This window comes from Mycobacterium sp. 1245805.9 (assembly GCF_001672915.1).
Classification (GTDB): domain Bacteria; phylum Actinomycetota; class Actinomycetes; order Mycobacteriales; family Mycobacteriaceae; genus Mycobacterium.
In genome coordinates this window covers 51,060-75,407 of the sequence record NZ_LZKR01000209.1, presented here as the reverse complement: position 1 = coordinate 75,407, position 24,348 = coordinate 51,060, and the positions used below count along the sequence as shown (strand labels likewise).

20 protein-coding genes and 1 pseudogene are annotated in these 24,348 nt (G+C 70.6%); 8 read left to right on the top strand and 13 right to left on the bottom strand.

Annotated features, from left to right (window positions below):
* Together A9X00_RS26665 and A9X00_RS26660 are read left to right on the top strand one after the other, a co-directional pair.
* The coding region (locus tag A9X00_RS26665) for an ATP-binding cassette domain-containing protein (RefSeq protein WP_232006944.1) at window positions 1-2,286 on the top strand (2,286 nt) is incomplete at its 5' end.
* A complete protein-coding gene (locus A9X00_RS26660) occupies window positions 2,283-4,736 on the top strand; it encodes an ATP-binding cassette domain-containing protein (RefSeq protein ID WP_197515283.1) in 2,454 nt (817 codons plus the stop codon). The genes A9X00_RS26665 and A9X00_RS26660, both read left to right, overlap by 4 nt.
* Here the strand turns inward: A9X00_RS26660 and A9X00_RS26655 are convergent.
* The 6 genes from A9X00_RS26655 to A9X00_RS26630 form a co-directional block, all read right to left on the bottom strand.
* Window positions 4,733-5,299 carry a pentapeptide repeat-containing protein gene (locus tag A9X00_RS26655; RefSeq protein ID WP_067160510.1) on the bottom strand — a complete coding sequence of 189 codons (567 nt, stop codon included), beginning with the start codon at window positions 5,297-5,299 and terminating at the stop codon, window positions 4,733-4,735. The genes A9X00_RS26660 and A9X00_RS26655 overlap by 4 nt on opposite strands.
* A 1-nt stretch (window position 5,300) precedes the next feature.
* Window positions 5,301-5,885 carry an ATP/GTP-binding protein gene (locus tag A9X00_RS26650; protein ID WP_067160506.1) on the bottom strand — a complete coding sequence of 195 codons (585 nt, stop codon included), beginning with the start codon at window positions 5,883-5,885 and terminating at the stop codon, window positions 5,301-5,303.
* On the bottom strand, window positions 5,866-6,240 hold the full coding sequence (locus A9X00_RS26645; RefSeq protein ID WP_067160503.1) for a DUF742 domain-containing protein: 375 nt from the start codon (window positions 6,238-6,240) through the stop codon (window positions 5,866-5,868). Before A9X00_RS26645 ends, A9X00_RS26650 begins: the two co-directional genes overlap by 20 nt.
* Window positions 6,241-6,246: 6 nt before the next feature.
* On the bottom strand, window positions 6,247-6,651 hold the full coding sequence (locus A9X00_RS26640; protein WP_067160500.1) for a serine protease inhibitor: 405 nt from the start codon (window positions 6,649-6,651) through the stop codon (window positions 6,247-6,249).
* Entirely contained in the window at window positions 6,648-9,425 is a 2,778-nt protein-coding gene (locus tag A9X00_RS26635) for a sensor histidine kinase (RefSeq protein WP_067160529.1), read from the bottom strand. The genes A9X00_RS26640 and A9X00_RS26635 overlap by 4 nt, the downstream gene beginning before the upstream one ends.
* Window positions 9,426-9,752: 327 nt before the next feature.
* Window positions 9,753-10,349 carry a hypothetical protein gene (locus A9X00_RS26630; RefSeq protein WP_156772314.1) on the bottom strand — a complete coding sequence of 199 codons (597 nt, stop codon included), beginning with the start codon at window positions 10,347-10,349 and terminating at the stop codon, window positions 9,753-9,755.
* 120 nt (window positions 10,350-10,469) lie between these two features.
* Between A9X00_RS26630 and A9X00_RS26625 the strand changes: the two genes are divergently transcribed.
* The gene (locus A9X00_RS26625; protein ID WP_067160527.1) at window positions 10,470-10,934 is read left to right on the top strand and encodes a tRNA (cytidine(34)-2'-O)-methyltransferase; all 465 of its coding nucleotides are present in this window, start codon (window positions 10,470-10,472) and stop codon (window positions 10,932-10,934) included.
* A gap of 38 nt (window positions 10,935-10,972) precedes the next feature.
* Entirely contained in the window at window positions 10,973-11,299 is a 327-nt protein-coding gene (locus A9X00_RS26620; RefSeq protein WP_067160493.1) for a YciI family protein, read from the top strand.
* Window position 11,300: 1 nt separating this feature from the next.
* Here the strand turns inward: A9X00_RS26620 and A9X00_RS26615 are convergent, their stop codons facing one another.
* Window positions 11,301-11,945: a nitroreductase family protein gene (locus A9X00_RS26615; protein WP_067160490.1), complete on the bottom strand. Its 645-nt coding sequence runs from the start codon at window positions 11,943-11,945 to the stop codon at window positions 11,301-11,303.
* Window positions 11,946-11,968: 23 nt separating this feature from the next.
* On the opposite strand from A9X00_RS26615, the gene A9X00_RS26610 reads away from it, so the two are divergent.
* Complete coding sequence (locus tag A9X00_RS26610; protein ID WP_067160486.1) at window positions 11,969-12,379, top strand: TIGR03667 family PPOX class F420-dependent oxidoreductase; 411 nt, start codon at window positions 11,969-11,971, stop codon at window positions 12,377-12,379.
* A 13-nt stretch (window positions 12,380-12,392) separates the two neighbouring features.
* On the opposite strand, the gene A9X00_RS26605 is transcribed toward A9X00_RS26610, so the two are convergent.
* The 3 genes from A9X00_RS26605 to A9X00_RS26600 all read right to left on the bottom strand — a co-directional run bounded on the left by A9X00_RS26605 (window position 12,393) and on the right by A9X00_RS26600 (window position 16,643).
* Entirely contained in the window at window positions 12,393-12,734 is a 342-nt protein-coding gene (locus A9X00_RS26605; protein ID WP_067160483.1) for a hypothetical protein, read from the bottom strand.
* Window positions 12,735-12,920: 186 nt separating this feature from the next.
* Complete coding sequence (locus A9X00_RS30335; RefSeq protein ID WP_082975544.1) at window positions 12,921-13,253, bottom strand: hypothetical protein; 333 nt, start codon at window positions 13,251-13,253, stop codon at window positions 12,921-12,923.
* A 111-nt stretch (window positions 13,254-13,364) separates the two neighbouring features.
* Window positions 13,365-16,643 carry an error-prone DNA polymerase gene (locus A9X00_RS26600; RefSeq protein WP_067160480.1) on the bottom strand — a complete coding sequence of 1,093 codons (3,279 nt, stop codon included), beginning with the start codon at window positions 16,641-16,643 and terminating at the stop codon, window positions 13,365-13,367.
* A 168-nt stretch (window positions 16,644-16,811) separates the two neighbouring features.
* Here A9X00_RS26600 and A9X00_RS26595 point away from each other — a divergent pair, with 168 nt between their 5' ends.
* From A9X00_RS26595 to A9X00_RS26585, 3 genes and pseudogenes are all read left to right on the top strand, one after another.
* On the top strand, window positions 16,812-18,137 hold the full coding sequence (locus tag A9X00_RS26595; RefSeq protein ID WP_067160477.1) for a wax ester/triacylglycerol synthase domain-containing protein: 1,326 nt from the start codon (window positions 16,812-16,814) through the stop codon (window positions 18,135-18,137).
* A gap of 41 nt (window positions 18,138-18,178) precedes the next feature.
* Entirely contained in the window at window positions 18,179-19,294 is a 1,116-nt protein-coding gene (gene otsB, locus A9X00_RS26590) for a trehalose-phosphatase (RefSeq protein ID WP_067160474.1), read from the top strand.
* Window positions 19,295-19,410: 116 nt separating this feature from the next.
* A pseudogene (locus A9X00_RS26585) lies at window positions 19,411-20,960 on the top strand (PE family protein).
* A 91-nt stretch (window positions 20,961-21,051) separates the two neighbouring features.
* On the opposite strand, the gene msrB reads toward A9X00_RS26585, so the two are convergent.
* The 3 genes from msrB to A9X00_RS26570 are packed head-to-tail and all read right to left on the bottom strand — an operon-like array spanning window position 21,052 to window position 24,327.
* Window positions 21,052-21,462, bottom strand: a complete 411-nt coding sequence (gene msrB, locus A9X00_RS26580) for a peptide-methionine (R)-S-oxide reductase MsrB (RefSeq protein WP_067160471.1) — start codon at window positions 21,460-21,462, stop codon at window positions 21,052-21,054.
* Window positions 21,459-22,763: an arabinofuranan 3-O-arabinosyltransferase gene (gene aftC, locus A9X00_RS26575; protein ID WP_067160468.1), complete on the bottom strand. Its 1,305-nt coding sequence runs from the start codon at window positions 22,761-22,763 to the stop codon at window positions 21,459-21,461. The genes msrB and aftC overlap by 4 nt, the downstream gene beginning before the upstream one ends.
* 4 nt (window positions 22,764-22,767) lie before the next feature.
* Complete coding sequence (locus tag A9X00_RS26570; RefSeq protein ID WP_067160465.1) at window positions 22,768-24,327, bottom strand: alpha/beta fold hydrolase; 1,560 nt, start codon at window positions 24,325-24,327, stop codon at window positions 22,768-22,770.
* Window positions 24,328-24,348: the final 21 nt, after the last annotated feature.

Genomic DNA, 24,348 nt, shown 5'->3' with positions numbered 1-24,348 from the left:
CCCCCCCCCCCCCCCCCCCCCGGGCCGCCCCCCGGCGCGCCCCCCGCCCCCCCCGCCCCCCCGCCCCCCCCGCCGCCCGCGCCCCCGCCCCCCCCCGGCCCGCCCGTGTACCCGGCCGCCGGCGGACGCCCGCCGTATCCGCCCAGCGCGCCGCCGCCCCCCAACTTCCAACCCCACCCGCAGATGTCCGCCGTGGGCTCCGCGCCGGCCGCGCCGGAAACCCAGATGTCGGCCAACCTCACCAAGCCGCCCGAGGTGGCAAACCTGGCGACCAAGATGTTCCAGGCGTTGCTGCCGTCCCGCTCCGGGGCGATGCCCAAGTCGTCCGACGCGGTCACGATCGGTCGTTCCACCGACAACGACATCGTCATCCAGGATGTCCTGGCGTCACGCCATCACGCGTTTTTGACCCAGACGCCGCTGGGCACCGAGATCCGCGACGCGCACAGCGTCAACGGCACCTTCGTCAACGGTGTCCGAGTCGGGTCCGCGATCCTGACCGAGGGCGACGTTGTCACGATCGGCAACGTCGACCTGGTCTTCACCCGCGACACCCTGGTCCGCCGCACCGAGGCGGCGACGCGCACCGGCGGCCTGGAGGTGAACAGCGTCGGCTTCGAGGTCGAGCACGGAAAGCAACTGCTCGACCACATCTCGCTGACCGCGCGCCCCGGGACGCTGACCGCGATCATCGGCGGCTCGGGCGCCGGCAAGACCACGCTGTCGCGACTCATCGCCGGGTACACCACCCCCACTTCGGGCACGGTGACGTTCGAGGGCCACAACATCCACGCCGAGTACGCGTCCATGCGCAGCAGGATCGGGATGGTCCCGCAGGACGACGTCGTGCACCGCCAGCTGACCGTCAACCAGGCGCTGGGCTACGCCGCCGAGCTTCGCCTGCCCCCCGACACCAGCAAGGCCGACCGGGAACAGGTCGTCGCGCAGGTCCTCGAGGAGCTCGAGCTGACCAAGCACGCCGACACCCGCGTCGACAAGCTGTCCGGCGGCCAGCGCAAGCGCGCGTCCGTCGCGCTGGAGCTGCTCACCGGGCCGTCGCTGCTGATCCTCGACGAGCCGACGTCGGGTCTGGACCCCGCGCTGGACCGCCAGGTGATGATGATGCTGCGCCAGCTCGCCGACGCTGGGCGCGTGGTGCTGGTGGTCACGCACTCGGTGGCCTACCTCGACGTCTGCGATCAGATTCTGCTGCTGGCGCCCGGTGGCAAGACGGCGTTCCTTGGCCCGACGGACCAGATCGGCGCCGCGATGGGCACCACCAACTGGGCCGACATCTTCGCGAAGGTGGGCGCCGACCCCGACGAGGCCAACCGCCGCTTCCTCGCCGAAAACCGGCCGCCGGAGATCCAGGCCCCGTCCGAGGCCAGCCCGGGCGACCTGGGCGAACCCGTGCACACCGACGTCCTGCGCCAGTTCTCGACGGTGGCGCGCCGCCAGGTGCGGCTGGTCATCTCCGACCGCGGCTACACAGTGTTCCTAGCGCTGCTGCCGTTCCTGATCGGCATCCTCACGCTGACCGTGCGCGGCAAGACCGGCTACGGCATGGGCGACCCGTTGAGCAACTCACCCAACCAGCCCGACCAGATCCTGGTCATGCTCACCGTCGGCGCCGTGTTCATGGGCACCGCGTTGACCATCCGCGACCTCGTCGGCGAGCGGCCCATCTTCAAACGCGAGCAGGCCGTCGGCCTGTCGACGGCGTCGTACCTGGCCGCCAAGATCGTCGTGTTCAGCACGTTCGCCGTCGCGCAGGCGGGGATCGCCACCGTGATCTCGGTGGTCGGCTGGGGCCAGCCGCTCTCCGGCGCCGTGGTCCTTGGTAACTCCAGCCTCGAACTGTTCGTCGACGTTGCCCTGACGTGCGTGGCCTCCGCGCTGCTCGGGATGGCCCTGTCGGCGATCGCGAAGTCCCAGGACCAGATCATGCCGTTCCTGGTCATCGCGATCATGTCGCAGCTGGTCTTCTGCGGCGGGTTGATCTGGGTGACCAACCGGCCCGTGCTCGACCAGTTGTCGTGGGGCACGCCGGCCCGGTGGGGCTACGCGTCGGCGGCGTCGACGATCGACACCCACCGGCTGGTCGTCGGCCCGACCGACCCGAAGGACCAGCACTTCGACCACAAGCCGAGCGCGTGGCTGTTCGACATCGGCATGCTCCTGGCGTTGTGTGTGGCCTACAGCGCCATCGTGTGGTGGAAGATCCGGCTCAAGTCGCACTCGTCCGCCCGCCGCAGAGTCAAGTCGGGGAACCGGCGCAAACCTTGACGGGTCAGCCCGCGCAGCCAGTGCTGACGGTGCGGTCCCAGCGGTCCGAAGGTAACTTCGCGCCGGGGCGCGACGTCGTCGTCGGCAGCGACGTGCGCGCCGACCTGCGCGTGGCGCACCCCCTGATCGCCCGGGCGCACCTGCTGCTGCGCTTCGAGGGCGGCCGGTGGGTCGCGGTCGACAACAACTCGATGAACGGGGTCTTCCTCAACGGCCGGCGGGTGCCGGCGGTCGACATCGAGGACGGCCAGGCCCTCAACATCGGCAAGCCCGACGGGCCGCGGATCACGTTCGAGGTCGGGCACCACCAGGGCACCGTCGGGTTGCTGCCGCCGACGGAGACGCTCCCGACGATCCCGCCGCCCAGCGGCCCGCTGCCGGTGCGCCCGCCCGCCGCGCGCCCGCCCGTGCGCCCGCCCGACGACATCGTGCAGCGCACCACCGCGATCCCGATCCTCCGGCCACCCGCGCCGACCCAGGACGCGAACCCGCCCACCCAGATCGGCATGAGCGGTCAGAGCGCCGAGTTCCCGACCACCCGGGTCAGGGCCCCCGTCGCGCGGATCGGCCGCTCGCTCGACAACGACATCGTCCTCCACGACGTGCTGGCGTCGCGCCATCACGCGGTCCTGACCGCGACGCCGCTCGGCGCCGAGATCCGCGACGCGCACAGCATCAACGGCACGTTCGTCAACGGGATCAGGGTCGGGTCCGCGGTGCTCGCCGAGGGCGATGTGGTCACCATCGGCAACGTCGACCTGGTGTTCAGCGGCGGCATGCTGGTCCGCCGCCAGGAGGTGGCGGCGCGGTCGGGCGGGCTGGAGGTGCGCGAGGTCAACTTCGCCATCAACGGGAAGAACCTGCTGGAACGGGTCTCGTTGACGGCCAGGCCCGGCACCCTGACCGCGATCATCGGCGGTTCGGGCGCGGGCAAGACCACGCTGTCGCGCCTCATCGCCGGCTACGCCACCCCGACCTCCGGCTCGGTCACGTTCGAGGGCCACGACATCCACAGCGAGTACGCGTCGCTGCGCACCCGGATCGGGATGGTCCCGCAGGACGACGTCGTGCACCGCCAGCTGACGGTCAACCAGGCCCTCGGCTACGCCGCCGAACTGCGGCTGCCCCCCGACACCAGCAACGCCGACCGCCAGCAGGTGGTGGCCCAGGTGCTCGACGAGCTGGGGCTGACCAGGCACGCCGACACCCGCGTCGACAAGCTCTCCGGCGGCCAGCGCAAGCGCGCCTCGGTGGCACTGGAGCTGCTCACCGGGCCGTCGCTGCTGATCCTCGACGAGCCGACGTCGGGCCTGGACCCGGCCCTGGACCTGCAGGTGATGACGATGCTGCGCCAGCTCGCCGACGCCGGGCGGGTGGTGCTGGTGGTCACCCATTCGCTGACCTACCTCGACGTCTGCGACCAGGTGCTGCTGATGGCGCCGGGCGGCAAGACGGCCTTCCTGGGCGCGCCCGGCCAGATCGGCGCGGCCATGGGCACCACCAACTGGGCCCAGATCTTCGCGAAGGTGGGCGCCGACCCCGACGAGGCCAACCGCCGGTTCCTGGCGCAAAACAAGCCCCCGCCGCCGGTCGAGTCGGCCCCGGCCGACCTCGGCACACAGGCCCGCACCAGCGTGCGGCACCAGTTCTCCACCATCGCGCGGCGCCAGGTCCGGTTGGTGGTGTCCGACCGCGCCTACTTCACGTTCCTGGCGCTGCTGCCGTTCGTCCTGGGCGCGCTGTCGCTGACCGTTCCGGGGAACACGGGCTTCGGGGTCGCCCAGCCGACCAGCGGGACGCCCGACGAGTCCGCGCAGATCCTGACCCTGATGTCGATCGCCGCCGTCTTCATGGGCACGGCGCTGACGATCCGCGACCTGATCGGCGAGCGGGCGATCTTCCGGCGCGAGCAGGCGGTGGGCCTGTCGACGGGCGCCTACCTGGGCGCCAAGCTCACGGTGTTCTGTGCGTTCGCGATCGTGCAGGCGGCGATCGTGACGGGCATCGTGCTGGTGGGCAAGGGCGCGCCCAGCCAGCCGCCGGTGCTGCTGGGTAACGCCAGCTTCGAGCTGTTCGTCACCGTCGCCGCGACGTGCGTGGCGTCGGCGGTGCTGGGGCTGGTGCTGTCGTCGCTGGCGCGCTCCAACGAGCAGATCATGCCGCTGCTGGTGGTGTCGCTGATGCTGCAGCTGGTGCTCGCCGGCGGGATGGTGCCCGTGACGGGCCGGATCTTCCTGGACCAGCTGTCCTGGGTAATGCCGTCGCGCTGGGGATACGCGGCGTCGGCGTCGACGGTCGACCTGCGGGCGCTGGTGCCCGGTTCGCTGGTCCAGCAGGACGGCCACTGGGCGCACACGCGCGGCGCGTGGCTGCTCGACATGTGGATGCTGGTCGCGCTGTCGGTGATCTATTCCGCGATCGTGCGGTGGCGCATCCGGCTCACGCGCTAGTCCTTGGCTTCCCGGCTCCCCCCGAAACGCAGGCCGTGCGCGAGCGCGAACGCCATCGCCTGCGGGACGTCGACGTGGGCGCCGGACAGCGAGGCGGCCCGCCACAACGCGGCGTCCACGACGGCGCCGCGCAGGTCGGCGTCGTCCAGCCGGGCGCCCGTCGTGCGCGCGCCGGACAGGTCGGCGCCGCGCAGCACGGCCTTGCGCAGGTCGGTCTCCACCAGGCTGGCCTCCCGCAGCCGGCAGCCACTCAGGTCCACGCCGCGAAGGTCGTTGCCGCCGAGCACCGCGAGGGTGAAGTCGACCTCGTCGAACGTCATCGGGCGCATCCGGCATCCCACGAACACCGAGCCCAGCATGCTGCACTGCGCAAAGGTACTGTGCCACAACAATGTTCGCTCGAAGGTGCAGTTGCGAAACGCCGACCCGCGGTGCTCGGACTCGGCCAGGTTGACACCGCTGAAGTCGCAGTCGGAAAACACCACCCGTTCGGTGCGCAGCCGGCTGAGGTCCTCGTCGCGAAAATCGGTGCCGGTGAACTCGCGATCGACCCAGTGCTGCAAATCAGCTCGCGGCCAGGGTTTCCAGCGCGTACTCGCTGACTGCGATCAGCGCGTCGGTCGCCGACCGGCGGTCCCTGGCGTCGACGGTGATCACCGGGATGTGCCGGGGCAGGGTCAGCGCCTCGCGCACCGCCTCGACGGGATAGCGTGGCGCGCCGTCGAATTCGTTGACCGCGATCAGGAACGGCAGCTTGCGGTGCTCGAAGAAGTCGACCGCGGCGAAGCTGTCCTGCAGCCGGCGGCAGTCGACCAGGACGACCGCCCCGATCGCGCCGCGCACCAGGTCGTCCCACATGAACCAGAACCGCCGCTGGCCCGGGGTGCCGAACAGGTAGAGCACCAGCTCCTCGTCCAGGGTGATGCGACCGAAATCCATTGCGACCGTGGTGGTCTTCTTGTCCGGGGTGGCCTCGAGCTCGTCGACGCTCGCCGAGGCGTCGGTGAGCATCGCCTCGGTGCGCAGCGGCATGATCTCCGAGACCGCACCGACGAACGTGGTCTTGCCGACCCCGAAACCGCCTGCGATCACGATCTTCGTCGAAGCGTGCGCGCCGGAAGGGCGCGCGTCAGAGTGCTCGTAGGCCACGCAGGGTCCTTCCTATGAGTTCGTGGCGCTCGTCGCGGGTGGAACGCTCGCTCAACGTCCTATGCACCCGAAGGTAGCCGGACAGCACCAGATCGCCGACCAGGACGCGCGCGACGCCGACCGGTAAATCCAGCCGGGCCGAGATCTCCGCGACCGACGGGCTGTTGACGCACAGTTGGATGATCTTGCCTCTCGCATCATTGGGTGGCCACCGGTGGGCCAGGCCGGCGTCGAGCGTCTGTATCGGCGCTTCCAGCGGAAGGTCGACGTCGGTGCCGGTCCGCCCGGACGTCAGGGTGTACGGACGGACCAGGTTCGCCTCACGGGAGGCGGGCCAGCGCTCGCGTCTGTCCATCGCGGGTCACTGGTACTGCTCTGCGGATCGCCGGGTGGACTGAACCACGCCGCCGACGCGTTCGACGAGGATGGCCATCTCGTAACCGATCTGGCCGATGTCGCAGGACGCCACGGCCAGCGTGGCCAGATGCGAGCCGTCGCCGACCCGCATCAAAAGCAGGTAGCCGTTGGCCATCTCGACCACCGACTGCAGCACCTGGCCGCCCTCGAACAGCTGCGCGGCGCCGGTGGCGAGGCTGGCCAGGCCGGAGGCGACCGCGGCGAGCTGGTCGGCCCGCTCGCGCGGCAGGTGTTCGCTGGCGGCGACCGGCAGCCCGTCGACCGACACCAGCAATGCGTGCGCGACGCCGGGCACCTCGCGGGCGAACTTCGTCACCAGCCAGTCCAGCGAGTTGTCCGCAGACGTCATTCCTGATCCGATCCTTCACTCGTCTCGCGGGCGTGCGACCGTCCGGAGCGCACGCCACCGAAGTGGCTGCTGAACGACGCCCGCACCGCCTCGGGGTCGCGCCCCGCGGCGGAGTGCCGCGCCAGCCCGTTGGATCCCACCAGGGATCCCTCGTCCTCGTCCGGCCGCTCCTCTTCGGTCGTGCCGTTCGCGGCGCCGGGCACCAGGCGGGCCCCGGGCTCGCGGACCGGCAGCCCGTGCTCGGTTTGCGCCTCGACCGGCTTGTCCTCGGCCGCGGCGGCCAGCGACCAACCCCGGTCCCAGACCGACTGCCAGTCCAGGTCGGGGCTGTTGACCAGGTCGTGCGGGTCGCCCAGCATCTCCGACAACATCCGACGGTAGATGACGTCGTCATCGGCCGGGGCGGCCGGCGCCGCCGGGGCTTTCGGAATGCTCGGGGTCGAGGCGGCCGGCGCCGGGGGCTCCGCCGCGGCGGCCTGGGCGCGCGCGGCGAAGAACGCCGACGTGTTCGACACCGCCGCGGGTTTGGCCGGCCTCTTTTCCGGCTCGGGTTGTGGCTCCGGCTCGGGCTGAGGCTCCGGCTGCCCGCCCTCCCACCACGGGGTGGCCAGCTCGCGACGGTCCCGCCGCGGCAGCTGCGCGACGGGCTCGGGGACCTCGGGCACTTCGGTAATGCCGCTGGATCCGGGGTTGCGGCGCGGCAACAAGGTGACCGGCGGTCCGGACGCCTCGGCGCCGTTCTGGTTCGCGGGTTCCGGTGCGGCCTGCGGCCCGGCCGGCGCTCCCGCGGGGTCCGTCGTCGCCATGGCGTTGGCGAGCTTGGTGCTCGGCGACGACACGGATCCCGGCCGTCCCTGCGACGCCGCGGAGCCGGCCAGGATCGTGGGCGGCAGGTAGACCTCGGCGGTGGTGCCGGCGCCCGCCTCGTTGCCGGCCGGGCCGCGCAGGCCCACCCGGATGCCGTGCCGGGCGGCGATCCGGCCCACCACGAACAGCCCCATGTGGCGCGCGTTGTCGGGGGTGACGTCGCTGCCGGCCCGCAGCCGCATGTTGGCCATGCGCCGGTCGGCGTCGTTCATGCCCAGGCCGGAGTCGGAGATCCGCAGCATGACGCCTCCGTCGCCGCCGCGCCCCGCGGAGATCCGCACGGTCGTCGTCGGCGGCGAGTAGCGCAGGGCGTTGTCGATCAGCTCGGCGAACAGGTGGATGACGCCGCCGGCCGCCGCGCCGACCAGCGCGCAGTCGGGCAGGCCGGACAGCTCGACGCGGCGGTAGTCCTCGACCTCGGACACCGCGGCGTTGATGACCGTCGACAGCGGCACCGGGTCGCGCTGGTCGCGGGCCAGCTGTGCGCCCGCGAGCACCAGCAGGTTGGCGCTGTTGCGCCGCAGCCGGGCCGCCAGGTGGTCCAGCCGGAACAGGTTGTCCAGCCGCTCGGGGTCCTCCTCGTTGCGCTCCAGCCGGTCGATCAGCATCAGCTGCTGGTCGACCAGGGAACGGTTGCGCCGCGACATGGTCTCGAACATGTCGTTGACCAGCAGCCGCAGCCGCGCCTCGTCTCCGGCGAGCAGCAGGGCCTGCGTGTGCAGCTCGTCGACCGCGTGGGCGACCTGACCGATCTCCTCGGTGGTGTACACCGGCAGCGGCTGCGGAACCGGTTCGGCGCCACCGGATTTGACCCGGGCCACCTCCTCCTCCAGGTCGGTGTGGGCGACCCTGAGCGCGCCGTCGCGCAGGACGCGCAGCGGGCGCACCAGCGCGCGCGCCACCAGCAACACGACGAGCAGGGCGATCACGATGACCGCCAGCACCAGCGCGGTGTCGAGGATCGCTGCGTTGCGCCGGTCGGTGGCCTCGGCGTGCACGGACTTGGTCACCGACGTTGTGGCGTCGTTGATGACCTGCTCGGCGATCCCGTCGGTGGTCTCGATCGAGCGCAGCAGGTCCGGGTTGTCGACGAGCACGCTGCCCGGATCCGACATGATCGCCATCCGGGTCACCATCTGCTGCTGCAGCGTCTTGGCCTCGGGCGACCCGGCGCCGAGCACCTCGCTCATGCCGAACAGCGTCGACGGCTCGGTGCCGGCCAGCGTGATCATCGAGGTCCGCAGCTGCGGCTCGGGAAGGTCGGCGCCCCGGGTCACCAGGATCTGCTGCATCGTCATCTGCCCGCGGGCGCCGACGGCCCGGCTCAGTGCCTGGGCCTCGGCCCGGATCCGCTCGTTGCCGACGTGCACCGAGGCGTTGATCACGTCCTCGGCCGTCAGCAGCAGCGGGGCGTAGGTGGTGACCCGGTCCCGCAAACCGATGCTGTTGTCGGCGACCTTGTCCAACAGCCCCGCGCCACCGTTCAGCAGCGTGCTCACCCCGGACCGGACGTCGGGGGTGACGTCGGTGTCAGCCAGCCGCTGCTGCAGCTCGTACTTGCGCGCCTCGTAGTTCTTCTTGGCGCCCTCGACGTCGCGGCCGGTGGAGTTCGCCAGCAGCGCGACGTCCAACGCCGACATGTATTTGGTGATCGCCGGCAGCACGTCGGCGCGGGCGGCGGCCAGCCTCAGGCCGCTCGCGTTCGCCATCGCGTCCTTGACGCGCAAGCCCCCGAAGGCCGTCGCCAACAGCAGCGGTACCAGCACAATCGCCAGGACTTTGAAGCGGACGGGCCAGTTGCTGAGCGACCAGCTGGGCGGGCGCTTGGCCCGCGGGCCGTCGGCGGCCGGGGCTTCGGTGTAGTGCGGCGCGTCCGCCTCGGCCGCGTGGGCCGGGCGGGTGAACATGGTCACTTGTGTGCGGCCGCGCGACGGGCCGCTGCGCTGACGATCAGCGCTCGGTGAAACGAGAGGCTCATGAGACTTCCTGCTTAATTCCGCCTACCCCACGCAGTCGGCGCCAGCGATAAACGCGTGGCAATCCGACGAGTATGACAGCCCGCGGCCGAGGTCTCCACAATTCCTACTGAGTACGCAGAGCCCTCCAAGGTTGGCCCGCGCACGGGGATGCAAGTCTGGCAAACAAATTGCGGCAAGTTCTCATGACCAGAGAGCGGCCCAAGCGGAACGGTCTCGGCAGCCGTCCCGGTTGGGCCGCGTGTCTATGGCGAAGGGCTAGATCTTGGTGATCGTGCAGTCGTGGAAGGCCCACAGTCCGATGCGGTCCGGGTCGGTGTGGATCTTGATCTCGACCGGACCGCTGCCACCGGGCGGGACGGCGAACGTGAACGTCGTGGGCCTTGCGTTGTCCTCGAAGCTGCCCGCCACGCCCGGACCGTCGACCCGGTAATACCCCGGGAAGTTGGGCCCCACGGCGATGCTTGTCGCCCGGCAGGTGACCAGGAGGCCGCGTCCCGTCGGCGGGTGCTCCAGGGTGAGGCGCAGGTACGGCGGAAACTGCGCGGTGCCCGAGAAGGTCCCGATCGAGGCGAATGGAGTGGCGCCGGCCGTGTAGTAGGCGACGGTCTCGAAATCGAGCCACGCGACCCCGTCGACCGCAGGTTTGCGCGGGTTAAGCGTGGCGAGCGCGGCGAGCTGGTCCATCTCCAAGCCCGGGACATCGTCACCGACGGCGTCGAGGATCTCACGCCGACTGACCAGTGACGTTACCGCGGGAATGGGATTCACCCGCACACCGGGCAGCTGCTCCACCTCTTTCAGACGGGCCACCAGGGCTTCCGGCAGCGACGCTGCCACAGTTAAGTTCGACATGAGTCCACCTTTCGTGGCGAAGCTGACAAATCCGTTGCGCTATAGACGTTTATCGCCCCGGTAGGAAAGCTCGATAGCGTAGTTGGCTACTCCAATCAGTGCGCCGTGGAGGGACTTGTCGTGTTCAAGCTGTTGTTCGTCACCCCGCGCATCGCTCCCAACACCGGCAACGCCATCCGGACGGCGGCCGCCACCGGCGCCGAATTGCATCTCGTCGAGCCGCTCGGCTTCGACCTGTCCGAGCCGAAGTTGCGGCGGGCCGGCCTGGACTACCACGACCTCGCGTCGGTCACCGTGCACGCGTCGCTGCGCGAGGCGTGGGGGGCGCTCGCGCCGGAGCGGGTGGTCGCCTTCACCGCACACGCGACGACGTCGTTCGCCGACGTCGACTACGAGCCTGGCGACGTGCTGATGTTCGGGCCGGAACCCGACGGGCTGGACGCGGCGACCCTGGCCGACCCGCACGTCACCCGGCAGGTGCGCATCCCGATGCTGGCGGGCCGGCGCTCGCTGAATCTGTCCAACGCGGCCGCGATCGCGGTCTACGAGGCCTGGCGCCAGCACGGGTACGCCGGGGCCGTCTGACCCGATGAGTTCCGCGCCGCGGGCGGGTCGGTATTGATATGGCTACCTTCATCACGATCGGTTACGGGGACGCGGCGGGATACGACCGCGTCAGCGACGAATGCAAGGCGGCCGCGCACGAGCGCGACGACGCCCTGCGCGCGGCGGGAGCGCTCATCGGCATTGCCGGACGCCCCGTTCAGGTGCGCAACCCGGAGGGCGGCGGCGTGCGGACTGAGCCCGGTCCGTACCTGCAGTCGGCGTTGCCGATCGCCGGGTTCGCAGTGTTGGAGGCCGAGAGCCTCGACGCGGCGATCGAGCGGGTGAGCCGGACGCCCTGTGCCGTCGCGCACGGCGTCGTCGAGGTGTGGCCGCTTTCGGGCTGACCTACCAGGTGTCCCAGTGCGTGAGCTGCTCGGCGGGCAAGCGCTTGGCCCGCCGGAAGTCGGTTCCCTTGGTGTAGGCGATCGGGAACAGCCCGCCCTGGCTGTAGTTGTCGTACGGGATGCCGAGCACCTCGGCGGCCTGCTTCTCGCCGTCGCGCAGCAGGTGCAGCGTCGTCCAGCAGGAGCCCAGGCCCCGCGACCGCAGCGCCAGGCAGAAGCTCCACACCGCGGGAAACAGCGACGCCCAGAACGACACGCCGCCCAGCGGTGACTTGTCCTCGCGGCCCTCGATGCAGGGGATCATCAGGACCGGCGCCTCACCCATGTGCTCGGCGAGGTAGGTCGCCGAATCGCGGACCTTGCCCATCCGCTCGCCGCGGGTGTCGCCCTCGGCGTACTGGGCGCCCGGCGCGGCGAGGTAGCCGCGGGCGTTGGCCAGGTAGATCTCGCCGATCGCCTTCTTCTTCTCGGCGTCCTCGACGAACACCCACTGCCAGCCCTGCGAGTTGGAGCCGGTGGGCGCCTGCAGCGCCAGGTCGAGGCATTCCATCAGCACCTCGCGGCCGACCGGCTTGTCGAAGTCGAGGCGCTTGCGCACTGAGCGGGTGGTGGTGAGGACTTCGTCGACGGACAGGTTGAGGGTCATGTTTGGAGACTACATTCGGGCCCATGAGCGTCGAACTGACACAAGAGGTTTCCGACAGGCTGACATCGGATCATTACGGCTGGCTGACCACGGTCGCGAAGTCCGGGCAACCGGTCCCGCGGCTGATCTGGTTCTACTTTGACGGCACCGACCTGACGGTCTATACCACGCCGCGGGCGGCCAAGGTCGCCCACATCAAGGCGCATCCCGAGGTGAGCCTGAACCTGGACTCCGACGGCAACGGCGGGGGCATCATCGTCGTCGGCGGCATTGCCACGGTTGACGCCACCGACGTGGACTGCCGCGATAACGAGCCGTACTGGGCGAAGTACGCCGATGACGCCGCGAGGTTCGGCCTGACCGACGCGATGGCCACCTACAGCACCCGGCTGAAGATCACGCCGACGAAAGTGTGGACGACGCCCACGGGCTGAGCCCACTTGGCTATCAGGGCGGGGGCGGCGTCCCCTCGGGCGGAATCGCCCCGCCGCAGCCACCCGGCGGCGGCGGCCCCGGCAGGGGTTCGTCGCCGCCGACGCAGTCGTAATAAAATTGCGGGCCGACAATCCAGGTCTTCATCCACTGGTGCCAAAACGACCCGTCGGGATACTTCTCGCCGTCGCACACGGCCAAATTGCCGTAACCCCATCGACCCCCCGGGCAGAAGCCCTTCGTCATGTCCGGCTGGTGCGGGTCGGGCGGATCCGCGCTGGCCACCGCCGGGGAAAGAACAAGCGCCGCAGCACAACCCAATATCGCGGCGCCGCGCCGAACGAGCTTGTATTTCATTTCGACTCCCTTGACACAATCAATACAGCCGATTTTCGAACAGCTTACGACGCTGCGGATTTGGTATGCGTCTTTCGGCGCAAGACGCACAGCAACCGCTTAACATCGCCGAACGTGCGCCCACGGTGAGAATTTCGCCAAAATCTCGCCGCCAGTGCACGTTCGGCGCGGCGGCGGACCCCGAGATCAGGGCGGCCCGCCGGGCGGAATCGCCCCGTTGCAGCCACCGGGCGGCGGCGGGCCGGGGAGAGGTTCGTCGCCGCCGACGCAGTCGTAACGGGACTGAGGGCCGAGATAGTAGGTATTTATCCACTGGTGCCAAAACGACCCGTCGGGGTACTTCTCACCGTCGCACACGGACAAATCGCCGAAACCCCATCGCCCACCCGGGCAGTAGCCCTTCGTCAGGTCCGGCCGGTGCGGGTCCGGCGGATCGGCGCTGGCCACCGCGGGAGAAAGAACAAGCGCCGCAGCACAACCCAATATCACGGCGCCGTGGCGAACGAGCTTGAATCTCATGCACAACCGTCTTTTCGAATGGCTATCGACCCGATTTTCGCTAGCTTATGACGCGGCGGATTGGCGACGTCAACTCGTTTGCCGGCAGTAATGCGCCAGCTTTACGGATTTTTAGCGGAAGTCGCGCGACTTCGAGCCCACCGCCAGGGTGATGCGGCCCAGCCGCTCGGCCACGACGGTGATGGCGCCGCTGGCGTTTTGCACCTGCCCGCGGATCAGCAGCGCGGGTGCGGCGTTGGCCAGCTTGCGGTGTCGCGCCCACACTCCCGGCGTGCACAGCACGTTGACCATCCCGGTCTCGTCCTCAAGGTTGATAAACGTGACCCCCTGGGCAGTCCCGGGCCGCTGCCGATGGGTCACCGCGCCGGCGATCAGCACGCGGTCGCCGTCGGGCACGGATCCCAGCGCGGCGGCGGGCACCACGCCCATCGCGTCCAGGTCTTCCCGCAGGAACTGCGTCGGGTAACTGTCCGGGGAGATGCCGGTGGCCCACACGTCGGCGGCGGCCAGCTCCAGCTCGCTCATCCCCGGCAGCGCCGGGATGTGCGACGACGAGCCCACGCCGGGTAACCGGTCCGGGCGTTGGGTGGCGGCGGCCCCGGCCGCCCACAGCCCCTCGCGCCGGGACATGGAAAAGCATCCCAGCGCCCCGGCCGTGGCCAGCGCCTCGGTCTGCGGCACGGACAGCTGCAGCCGGGTCGTCAGGTCCAGCAGGGATGCGAACGGGCCGTTGGCCTTTCGCTCGTCGACCAGCCGCTCGGCGAGGTCGTCGCCGATGTGGCGGACGGCGCCCAGCCCGAGCCGGACTTCGGTGCCCGCGTTTTCGAGGGTGGCGTGCGCCAGGCTGGCGTTGACGTCCGGGCCGTGCACCGTCACGCCGTGCCGGCGCGCGTCGGCCACCAGCGACTGCGGCGAGTAGAAGCCCATCGGCTGCGCGCGCAGCAGCGCCGCGCAGAACGCCGCCGGGTGGTGCAGCTTGAACCACGACGAGTAGAACACCAGCGACGCGAACGACAGCGCGTGGCTTTCGGGGAAGCCGAAATTGGCGAAGGCTTCCAGCTTTTCGTAGGTCCGGTCGATCACGTCGTCGGGGGCGCCGTGCAGTTCGCGCATGCCGTCGTAGAACCGGCCGCGCAGCCGTCGCATCCGCTCGGTCGAACGCTTGGAGCCCATGGCGCGCCGCAGCTGGTCGGCCTCGGCAGCGGAAAAGCCGGCGCAGTCGACGGCGAGTTGCATCAGCTGTTCCTGAAAGAGCGGCACCCCCAGCGTCTTTCGCAGCGCGGATTCCATCGACGGGTGGTCGTAGACGACCGGGTCGACACCGTTGCGCCGGCGGATGTAGGGGTGCACCGACCCGCCCTGTATGGGTCCGGGGCGGATCAGCGCGACCTCCACCACCAGGTCGTAAAACACCCGCGGCCGCAGCCTGGGCAACGTGGCCATCTGCGCCCGCGACTCCACCTGGAACACGCCGACGGAATCGGCGCGGCACAGCATCTCGTACACCGCCGGCTCGGAGAGGTCGAGGCGGGCCAGGTCCACCCGGATGCCCTTGTGCTCGGCCACCAGGTCGATGGCGTAGTGCAGCGCCGAGAGCATGCCCAACCCGAGCAGGTCGAATTTCACCAAACCGATTGCCGCGCAGTCGTCTTTGTCCCATTGCAGGACGCTGCGGTTCTCCATGCGCGCCCACTCCACCGGGCACACGTCGGCGATGGGGCGGTCGCAGATCACCATGCCGCCGGAATGGATGCCCAGGTGCCGCGGCAGGTTCCGGATCTGGTTGGCCAGGTCGATCACCTGCTCCGGGATGTCCTCGATGTCCGGCGAGTCGGCGAGCCCGTTCCAGTGGCTGATCTGCTTGCTCCACGCGTCCTGTTGGCCCTGCGAGAAGCCCAGGGCGCGGGCCATGTCGCGCACCGCGATCCGGCCCCGATAGGTGATGACGTTGGCGACCTGGGCAGCGTAATCCCGGCCGTACTTGTCGTAGACGTACTGGATGACCTTCTCGCGCTGGTCGGATTCGATGTCCATGTCGATGTCGGGCGGTCCGTCGCGGGCCGGCGACAGGAAGCGCTCGAACAGCAGCTCGTTGGCCACCGGGTCCACCGCGGTGACCCCGAGGGCGTAGCAGACCGCGGAATTGGCCGCCGATCCCCTGCCCTGGCACAGAATGTTGTTCTCCCGGCAGAACCGGGCGATGTCGTGCACCACCAGGAAGTAGCCCGGAAAGGTCAGGCGCTCAATGACTTTCAGCTCGTGCTCGATCTGGGCGTACGCGCGCGGCGCGGCCTCGACCGGTCCGTAGCGCTCGCGCGCCCCGGCCATGGTCAGCTGCCGCAGCCAGCTGTCCTCGGTGTGCCCGGCGGGCACGTCGAACGGCGGCAGCTGCGGCGCGATGAGCGCCAGCCCGAACGCGCACTGCTCGCCGAGTTCGGCGGCGGCCGTCACCGCATCGGGGTGCTGGCCGAACAGCCGGGCCATCTCCTCGCCGGACCGCAGGTGCGAACCGCCCAACGGGGCCAGCCACCCGGCGGCCGAATCCAAAGACTCCCGGGCCCGGATGGCGCCCATCGCCATCGCCAGCCGGCCCCGCGACGGATGCGCGAAGTGCGCGCCGGTGGTGGCGACGACCCCGACGCCGAAGCGCGGCGCGATCCCGGCCAGCGCCGCGTTGCGTTCGTCGTCGAGCGGGTGACCGTGCCGGGTCAGCTCGACGCTGACCCGGTGCGCGCCGAACCGGTCCACCAGGTCGGCCAGCGCCCGCTCCGCGGCCTCCGGTCCTTGCGACAATGCCTGGCGCACATGGCCTTTGCGGCAGCCGGTCAGGATGTGCCAGTGCCCGCCGGCGGCCTCGGTCAGCGCGTCGATGTCGTAGCGCGGCTTGCCCTTCTCCCCGCCGGCCAGGTGCGCCGCGGCCAGTTGCCGCGACAGCCGTCGGTATCCCTCCGGGCCGCGGGCCAGCACCAGCAGGTGCGGGCCGGGCGGATCGGGCTGCTCGGTGCGGGCGCCTTCCCCCAGCGAGAGTTCGGCCCCGAAGACGGTGCGCAGCTCGAGCTCGGCGGCCGCCTCGGCGCCCCGCACCGCCCCGTACAGGCCGTCGTGGTCGGTGAGCGCCAGGGCGCGCAGGCCCAGCCGGGCGGCCTCCTCCACCATCTCCTCGGGAGTGCTGGCGCCGTCGAGGAAGCTGAACGCCGAGTGCGCGTGCAGCTCGGCGTACGGAACGGACGAGCGGGCCGGCCGGGTGTCGTCGGGCGGCCGGTAGGTCCCGCGTCGGCGCGACAGCGGGGCGTCCTCCGGGGGCTCCGCCGGCGTGCCGGCGTGGCGCGGCTTACCGTCGAGCACCCGCTCCATTTCCGCCCAGCTCGGCGGCCCGTTAAACCAGCCCACCCCGCCTAGTCTACTCGAATGTATGTTCGATTTAACCCCGGCTCAGGACAACGATTGTTAAACGGATCTTCAACTCCTAAACAAGGTCTTAACGCTGCGGTGCTACCGCGCACGGGACGCCGCACCGGATACTGGTACGGGTGCAGAAAATCGACGGCGGGAACTGAGATGGCGCAGGTGAAGACGCTGGACACGGCGTTCCCCGATCAGCATGCCAGCCTGGCGATCGGGGCGGTCGCCATCATCGACGGCGCCGCCCCCGACGACGCATCGCTGAAAGAGCTACTGGCCCAACGGCTTCCGTCGATTCCGCGCTGCACGCAGTTGCTGCGGACCCAGGACTTCGAGTGGATCGACTGCCCGGGACTCGACTTCGCCCATCACGTGCGCCGGGTGGTGGTTCGGCGGCCGGGTGACGACGCCGAATTGTCCCGGGCCATCGCCCATGCCCTGGAGCGTCCCCTCGACCTGGACCGTCCCCTGTGGGAGTGCTGGGTCATCGAGGGCCTGCGGGGCAATCGGTGGGCGATCCTGATGAAGGTCCATCACTGGCTGGCCGACGGCCACTCCGCCGCGCACCTGCTCACCCGCCTTTGCGACGACGCCGACCGGGACACGTTCGCCAACCACGCCGGCCCGAAAGGGGTTGCGCCGACACAGGACTCCAAGCGCGGCTGGGCCGACGCCCTCGGGCGGGCTTCGGGGCTGGCGGACGCCGTCGTCGGCGCGATGTGGCCGCCGGCGCGGCAGTCGGTCGGCCCGGTCACCACAATGCGGAAGTACGGCACCGTGCGGGTGCCGCGCGCCGACGTCGACCGCGTGTGCCGCAAATTCGGGGTCACCGTCAACGACGTTGCGCTCGCGGCCATCACCGAGGGCTTCCGCACGGTGCTGCTGGACCGCGGCGAACAACCACGGGCCGACTCGCTGCGCACCCTGGTGCCGATGCCGATGCGTTCGGCCATGCTGCCGTATCTGCCCGTCGAGCACGAGGACCCCGTCCAGCTGTTGCGGGCGGTGCACCATCAGTGCAAGGCCAAGCACACCGACGAGCCCGGCCTCGTCGACCTCGTCGAGTCGGCGATCAAGCTGCTGCCAACGATGTTGCGCAGCAACGTGATACAACTGCTGGCGCGGCTCCCGCAACGCGCGATCGTGACGCTGGCGACCAACGCGCCCGGTCCTCGCCACCAGCTGCGCCTGATGGGCCGGACGCTGGAGCGCTTCCTGCCGATTCCCCCGACCGCCGTGCGGCTGAGCACCGGGGTCGGCGTGCTGAGCTACGGCGACGAGGTGGTGTTCGGCATCACCGGCGAATACGACGCGGCCGCCGACGTCAAGCAGCTGGCCGCCGGCATCGAACTGGGCGTGGCGAGGCTGGTGGCGCTGAGCCAGGACTCGGTGTTGCTGTTCAGCAAGGACCGTCGGCGCAGGAGCAAGGCCCGCGCGTTTGCGAACCCCTCGCAGCGAGCGCACCCGTCTTCGCTTCGCTGACCCGGCCCCGGCGGCCTCGGTCCGCGTGAGATCGTGGGTCGGTGCCCACCTTGGAGCCGGTCACCATCGACCCGCGCCGTCACGACACCGTCCTGTTCGACGCCGCACTGGGCTCCCCGGAGGCACTGGCGGGGCGGCTGCGCGAAGCCGGCGTCGGCACCGGCGTCTTCCCGTCGGGTGATGAACCCCTAGGTGACGCGGTGCGCCCGGGCCGGTGCGTCGTCGTCACCAGCGACCCGGCGGTCGTGCGGGCGGCGCGCGAGCGCGGATTCGCGTTGGTCATCGGCGTCGGGCCCGCGGGTGACGCCGACGCGGTCGTCGAGGACCTCGGCCAGATCGCCGTGCGCACTGGGGACCGCCGGATGTCGACGCTTCCGGACGCGGCCGACGCCCTGGGCGCCCTGACCGCGCGCAGGCCGGCCGTGTTCTACGACTTCGACGGCACGCTGTCCGACATCGTCAACGACCCGGACGCGGCCAGGCCCGTCGCCGGCGCGGTGGAGGCGCTGGAGAAGCTGGCCGCGCAGTGCCCGGTGGCGGTGCTGTCCGGACGCGACCTCGCCGACGTGACGCGGCGCCTCGGCGTGCCCGGCATCTGGTATGCCGGCAGCCACGGCTTCGAGCTGACGGCGCCCGACGGGACGCACCACCAGAACGAAGAGGCGGCGGCGGCCGTGCCGGTGCTCGAACAGGCGGCCGGCGAGCTGCGCGACAAACTCGGCTCGGTTCCCGGTGTCGTGGTCGAGCACAAGCGCTTTGGCGTCGCCGTGCACTACCGCAACGCCGCCCGTGATCGCGTCGGTGCGGTCATCGCGGCCGTGCACGAGGCAGGCCGGCGCGACGCGCTTCGGGTGACCACGGGCCGCGAGGTCATCGAGCTGCGCCCCGACCTGGACTGGGACAAGGGGAAGACGCTGCGCTGGGTGCTCGAACATCTGGGCGGCTCCGGACCCCTGGTGCCGGTCTATCTGGGCGACGACATCACGGACGAGGACGCGTTCGACGCCATCAGCGGCGACGGGATCCCAATCCTCGTGCGCCACAACGAGGACGGCGACCGCGCCACCGCCGCACGCTTCGCGCTCGACACTCCCGCGCAGGCCGCCGAGTTCACCGATCTTCTGGCGCGGCGGTTACGCGACGCTCGCGCCAACTGATGCCGTTGGTCATTGAATCTCCCATATTCGCTGCGGAATCCCTCTGAACTGGCACAAATCCCGACGTCCGGTACGCGGCGGCGCTAAGCTGTCTCGGCCGACTTGGGAGGTCAGACATGTCTTTTGTCATCGCTGCGCCGGACGCCGTGGCCTCGGCGGCAACAGACCTGGCGGGGATCAGGTCGGCCATCAGCGCGGCCAACGCCGCGGCCCTGGTTCCCACGGCCCAGATCCAGGCGGCCGCCTCCGATGAGGTGTCGGCGGCAATTTCGGCGGTGTTCGGTGGATACGGCCAGGCGTATCAGGCGTTCAGCGCGCAGGCCTCGGCGTTTCACGACCAATTCGTAGGCCTCTTGAACGGCGCGGGCCTGTCCTATGCCGCCGCCGAGGCGGCCAACGCCTCGCCGTTGCAGACCCTCGAGCAGGACGTGCTGGGCGCGATCAACGCGCCGACGCAGACGCTGCTGGGTCGCCCGCTGATCGGCAACGGCGCCGACGGGACGGTGGCCAGCCCGAACGGTCAGCCCGGTGGCTTCCTATATGGCAATGGCGGCAACGGCTTTTCCGAGCCGGCGGGCCCGGCGGCATTTTGGTCGGCAATGGCGGGGCCGGCGGCAACAGCACCGCCCCTGGGGCGCCGGGCGGCAACGGCGGGGCGGCCGGGTTGTTCGGCGTCGGCGGACCGGGTGGCGCCGGCGGATCCAGCCCGAACGTCGGCGGTAACGGCGGGGCCGGCGGGCCCGGGCTGCTGTTCGGTGGCGGCGGCACCGGCGGCACCGGCGGTTACGGGGGTTTCCAAGGAGGTAACGGCGGGCCCGGTGGGGCCGGCGGGTTGCTCGGCTTCGGCGGACCCGACCAGACCCACGGCAGCGCCGGTGGCGCCGGCGGTCCCGCGGGTCCCGCCGGAATCGGCGGAACGGGCGGACCCGGCGGGATGGGCGGGTTATTGGGCTCCGGCGGGTTCGGCGGCCCCGGCGGGGACGGCGGAACCGGTGGCAACGGCGGGGCCGGCGGCGGCAGCCTGCTGTGGGGCAATGGCGGACCCGGCGGCCCCGGCGGCACCGGCAGCACGCACGACGGCGGCAACGGCGGCAACGGCGGCAACGGCGGCCCGTTCGAGGGCGGCGGAGGCATCGGCGGCGCGGGCGGCACCGGTGCGTCCGGCAACGGCGGCAACGGCGGTAACGGCGGCACCGCCGGCGGCATCTCCGGTAATGGCGGGCTCGGCGGCGCGGGCGGCACCGGCGTCAACGGACACGGCGGTAACGGCGGCGCCGGCGGCAACTCCAACCCCTACCAGGGCGCCGGGGGGGCCGGCGGCCGCGGCGGCGTCGGCACCACCACCGGCGGTGACGGCGGGGCCGGCGGCAACGGCGCCGGATTCAACGGCTCGGGCGGCGCCGGCGGCGCGGGCGGCTTCGGCTACACCGACGGCGGCGACGGCGGGGCCGGCGGAACGGCCGGGCCGATCGGCAACGGGGGGGTCGGGGGCGCCGGCGGCCAGGGCCTGGTGACCGGCGGCAACGGCGGCAACGGCGGCGGCGCCGTGCTCATCGGCAACGGCGGCAACGGCGGCAGCGCCGGGGGCGGCCCGACCCCGGGCACGCCGGGCAAAGGCGGCGCCGCCGGGAGTCTGTTCGGCCAGCCCGGGATGGACGGGGTATAGGCGGGGGGGTCCTTGGACCGCCGAGATCGACGTTAGCGTGCGCCGCACTTCTTCGCGCCAGCGTCGATCTCGACGAAGGCTGGTAGGCAAGCTACGCGCCCGTCGGCACCAGCCTCAGCGAGATCGAGTTGATGCAGTACCGCTGATCCGTCGGCGTGGGATAACCCTCGCCGGCGAACACGTGGCCCAGGTGACTGTGGCAGTTCGCGCACAGCACCTCGGTGCGCGTCGTCCCCATCGAATGGTCGGGGCGCAGGATCACCGCGTCGGAGTTCGCCGGGTCGAAGAACGACGGCCAGCCGCAGTGCGACTCGAATTTCTCTGTGCTGCGGAACAATTCGGCGCCGCAGGCCCGGCATTGGTAGATGCCTTCGGTCTTGGTGTCGGTGTACTCGCCGGTGAATGGCCGCTCGGTGCCAGCCTGGCGCAGCACGTGAAACTCTTCGGGTGTGAGCTTCTTTCGCCACTCGTCGTCGGTCAGCTGCAGCTTGGGGGAAGTCATGCCTCCACGCTAGCGCGCTCGCGGTCGACAGACAGCCACGCCGGATCGATGCCCTCGTCCAGCCGGTCCTCGGCCTTGGCGTCGAGGTAACGGAAGTAGAGCACCGTGAACACCACGATCAGCAGCAGCGACCAGCCGTAGGTGATCTTCAGGTAGTGCAGCGCGCGGCCGTACCGCATGTGTTGGTAGATCAGCCAGTCGTCCAGCGCCAGGAAACCGTAGACACCCAGCCAGGCCGGCCAGTTGCGGATCAGCGAGTTCTGCAGCACCACCGTCATCAAGAAGGGGAACAGCATCATCGAGTAGTAGCCCTGGGCCAGCGGCAACACCAGCCACGAACACAGCAGCAGCACGCCCGACGAGCTGGTGTACCAGAACAGCGGGTCCCGGGTGCGGTAGTAGCGGTACAGCAGCCACAGCGCGCCGATCGCGAGCAGCGTGAACAGGACCCGCAGGAACACGATCAGCCAGGTGGGCAGCCCGAAGTACACGCCATTGCCCTCGATCGAGCTGTTGAAGTAGTCCCGGACGCCGCCGATGTAGGGCAGCGTTCGGGTGACGAAGTCCATTGGGTCGCTGACCAACGGCCACGCGGCCGCGTTGATGACGAGCGGGACGACGATCGCGGGCACCAGCGTCCGCCACTGGCGGTTCAGCAGGGGCAGCAACAGCAGCGGCGCGAGCACGGGTTTGAGCGTCAGCGTGAGCCCGATGACCGCCCCTGCCCACCACTGATGGCCCACCCGGCCGTCCAGCAGCCACCGCAGGAAAAGCACTTCGGCCAGCAGCACGCAGCCGTTGATGTTGGTGAACACCAGCGTGCTGGTCACGCTCTCGGTGCAGAACATGGCGAGCAGCAGCGCGGGCGCGGCCACCGAGGACAGCGTGAATTTGAACAACCGCAGCAGCAGGTACCAGGCGAGCAGGATCGCGACGGTGTTGATCAGGATGAACAGGTACCGCGACGGCGTGAAGGACAGGTAGCCGAAGGGGGCCATCAGCAGCGTGCCGCCGGGCGGATACAGGTAGTGCGGGTCGACGTAGTCGAAGTGCTCGTTGTAGATGTCCCAGCCGCGCCGGAAGTTCAGCACCGCCCGATAGACCGGCTTGAAGTCGTCGGTGATGTTGCCGTTGAGCGTGAGGATGATGCTGCGGTGCAGCACCGACATGATGGCCAACGGCCACAACACCGACCGCACGATCGTCGCGGTGCTCGGTGCGCCGGTGCGGGGACGAAACACGGCCAGCAGCGAATCGCGCAGGCCGGTTCGGGTCGAGTCAGCTGCCGTCACGAAGCGCAAAGTATCAGGCGGGACAGTAGGTGTCGGTCCCGGGCAGTTTGCCGCTGTTCAGATAGCCGATCAACGGCGCGACGGCGCAGGGCGAATAGATGCTGGCGCCGTGCCCGATGCCCTGCCACATCACCCGCTTGCTGGCCGCGTTGGCGTTGATGATCATGGCCGCCGTCGCGGCGGCTCCCTCGTTGCCGACGATCGGGTCGTTCTGGACACCCGCCAGCAGGACGTCGACCTTGAGGTCCTTGGGCGGCGCGGGCGGCGGAATCGTGGGCCAGTGCACGCATTTCACCAAGTTGAGCGCGGCGACGGTGCCGAATTGGGGATAGAGCTTCGCCCACGCCACCACCAGCTCGCGCACCCGGTCCGGGGTCGGCCGGTTGATGGCGTCGCTGCAGGAGTTGACGAACTGGCCGTCCGAGTCGGTGAGCGAGTACGCGCGGCCGATCAGGTTGTTGAGCTGGCTGGCGTCCCCGGAGCGGGCGGCCGCCAGCGCGGCGGCCAGGCTCTGCGTGGCGCCGACGCGTCCGCCGGAGGGGAAGCCCAACGCGACCGTGATCGCGGTGGCCACCGCGGACCCCGGCGCGCCGCCGGGCCCCTTGCCCGCGCGGGCGTCGGCCAGCATCGCGCTGATGGCGCCCTTGGGGTCCGGGCCCAGCGGGCAGTTGACGGCGACGCACTGGGCGGCGAACGCGTCGAGGGCGGCCTGCTGGCCCTTGACCTGTTGCTCGGCGGCGGCTTCGGCGTTGACGCCCAAGGCAATTGGGGAGTCGAGGATCAGCCGGGCGACCCGGTCGGGCCGCGACGCGGCGTAGGCCAGCGCCACGGTGGCGCCGTTGCCGATCCCGACCAGGGCGACCGCCGGCACGTCCCACAGGCTGCGCAGCCGCTCGATGTCGGAGGCGGCGTGCGAGTTGTCGTACGACGAGGAGCCTGGGGCGATGGCGTCGGTGCAGTTGGTGGTGGCGGTGTTGGAGATGTCGGACAGGTTGGCCACCGGGTCGTCGCCGGCCTGGAACTGCGCCTGGTCGCGCATGGCCTGGCGGTCGAGTTGGTCGCGGCAGTCGATCGGGCTCGACATGCCCAGGCCGCGGCGGTCGACGGCCACGATCGGGTGGGTTTGCAGCACGTCGGCGCCGCCCCGGGCGAGCCAGGCCGGCAACTGCGTCGACGACGGCAGGTCCGAGCCGGTGGTGAAGACGAGCGGGCCGGCGTCGTGCGGCGTCTTATCCGAGCGCGCCCGGACCACGCCGATGCTCAGCGTCCCCGACCCGCCGCCCGTCGGGTCCAGGTCGGCGTCGTAGTTTGCGCAGTCCAGCTGCACGCCGGGCACCGCGGGCACGGCCGCGTCGCCGAACACCTTCGCCGTGCAGTCGCGCCAGGACAGGTCGTTCTTGGGCGCGGCGATCGGCGGCGGACCGGGCGGCGGCGGCTTCGTGGTGGCCGCGCCCTGCGGTCGGGCGCCCGAATTGGTGGCGAAGCGCGGGTCCGCGCCCAGGCCGGGGACGCAGCCGGCGATCAGCGCGCTCACCGCCACCAGGATCGTGGCGGACGCGATCTGCCGACTCATGCCGACCACAGTAGCTTCGAC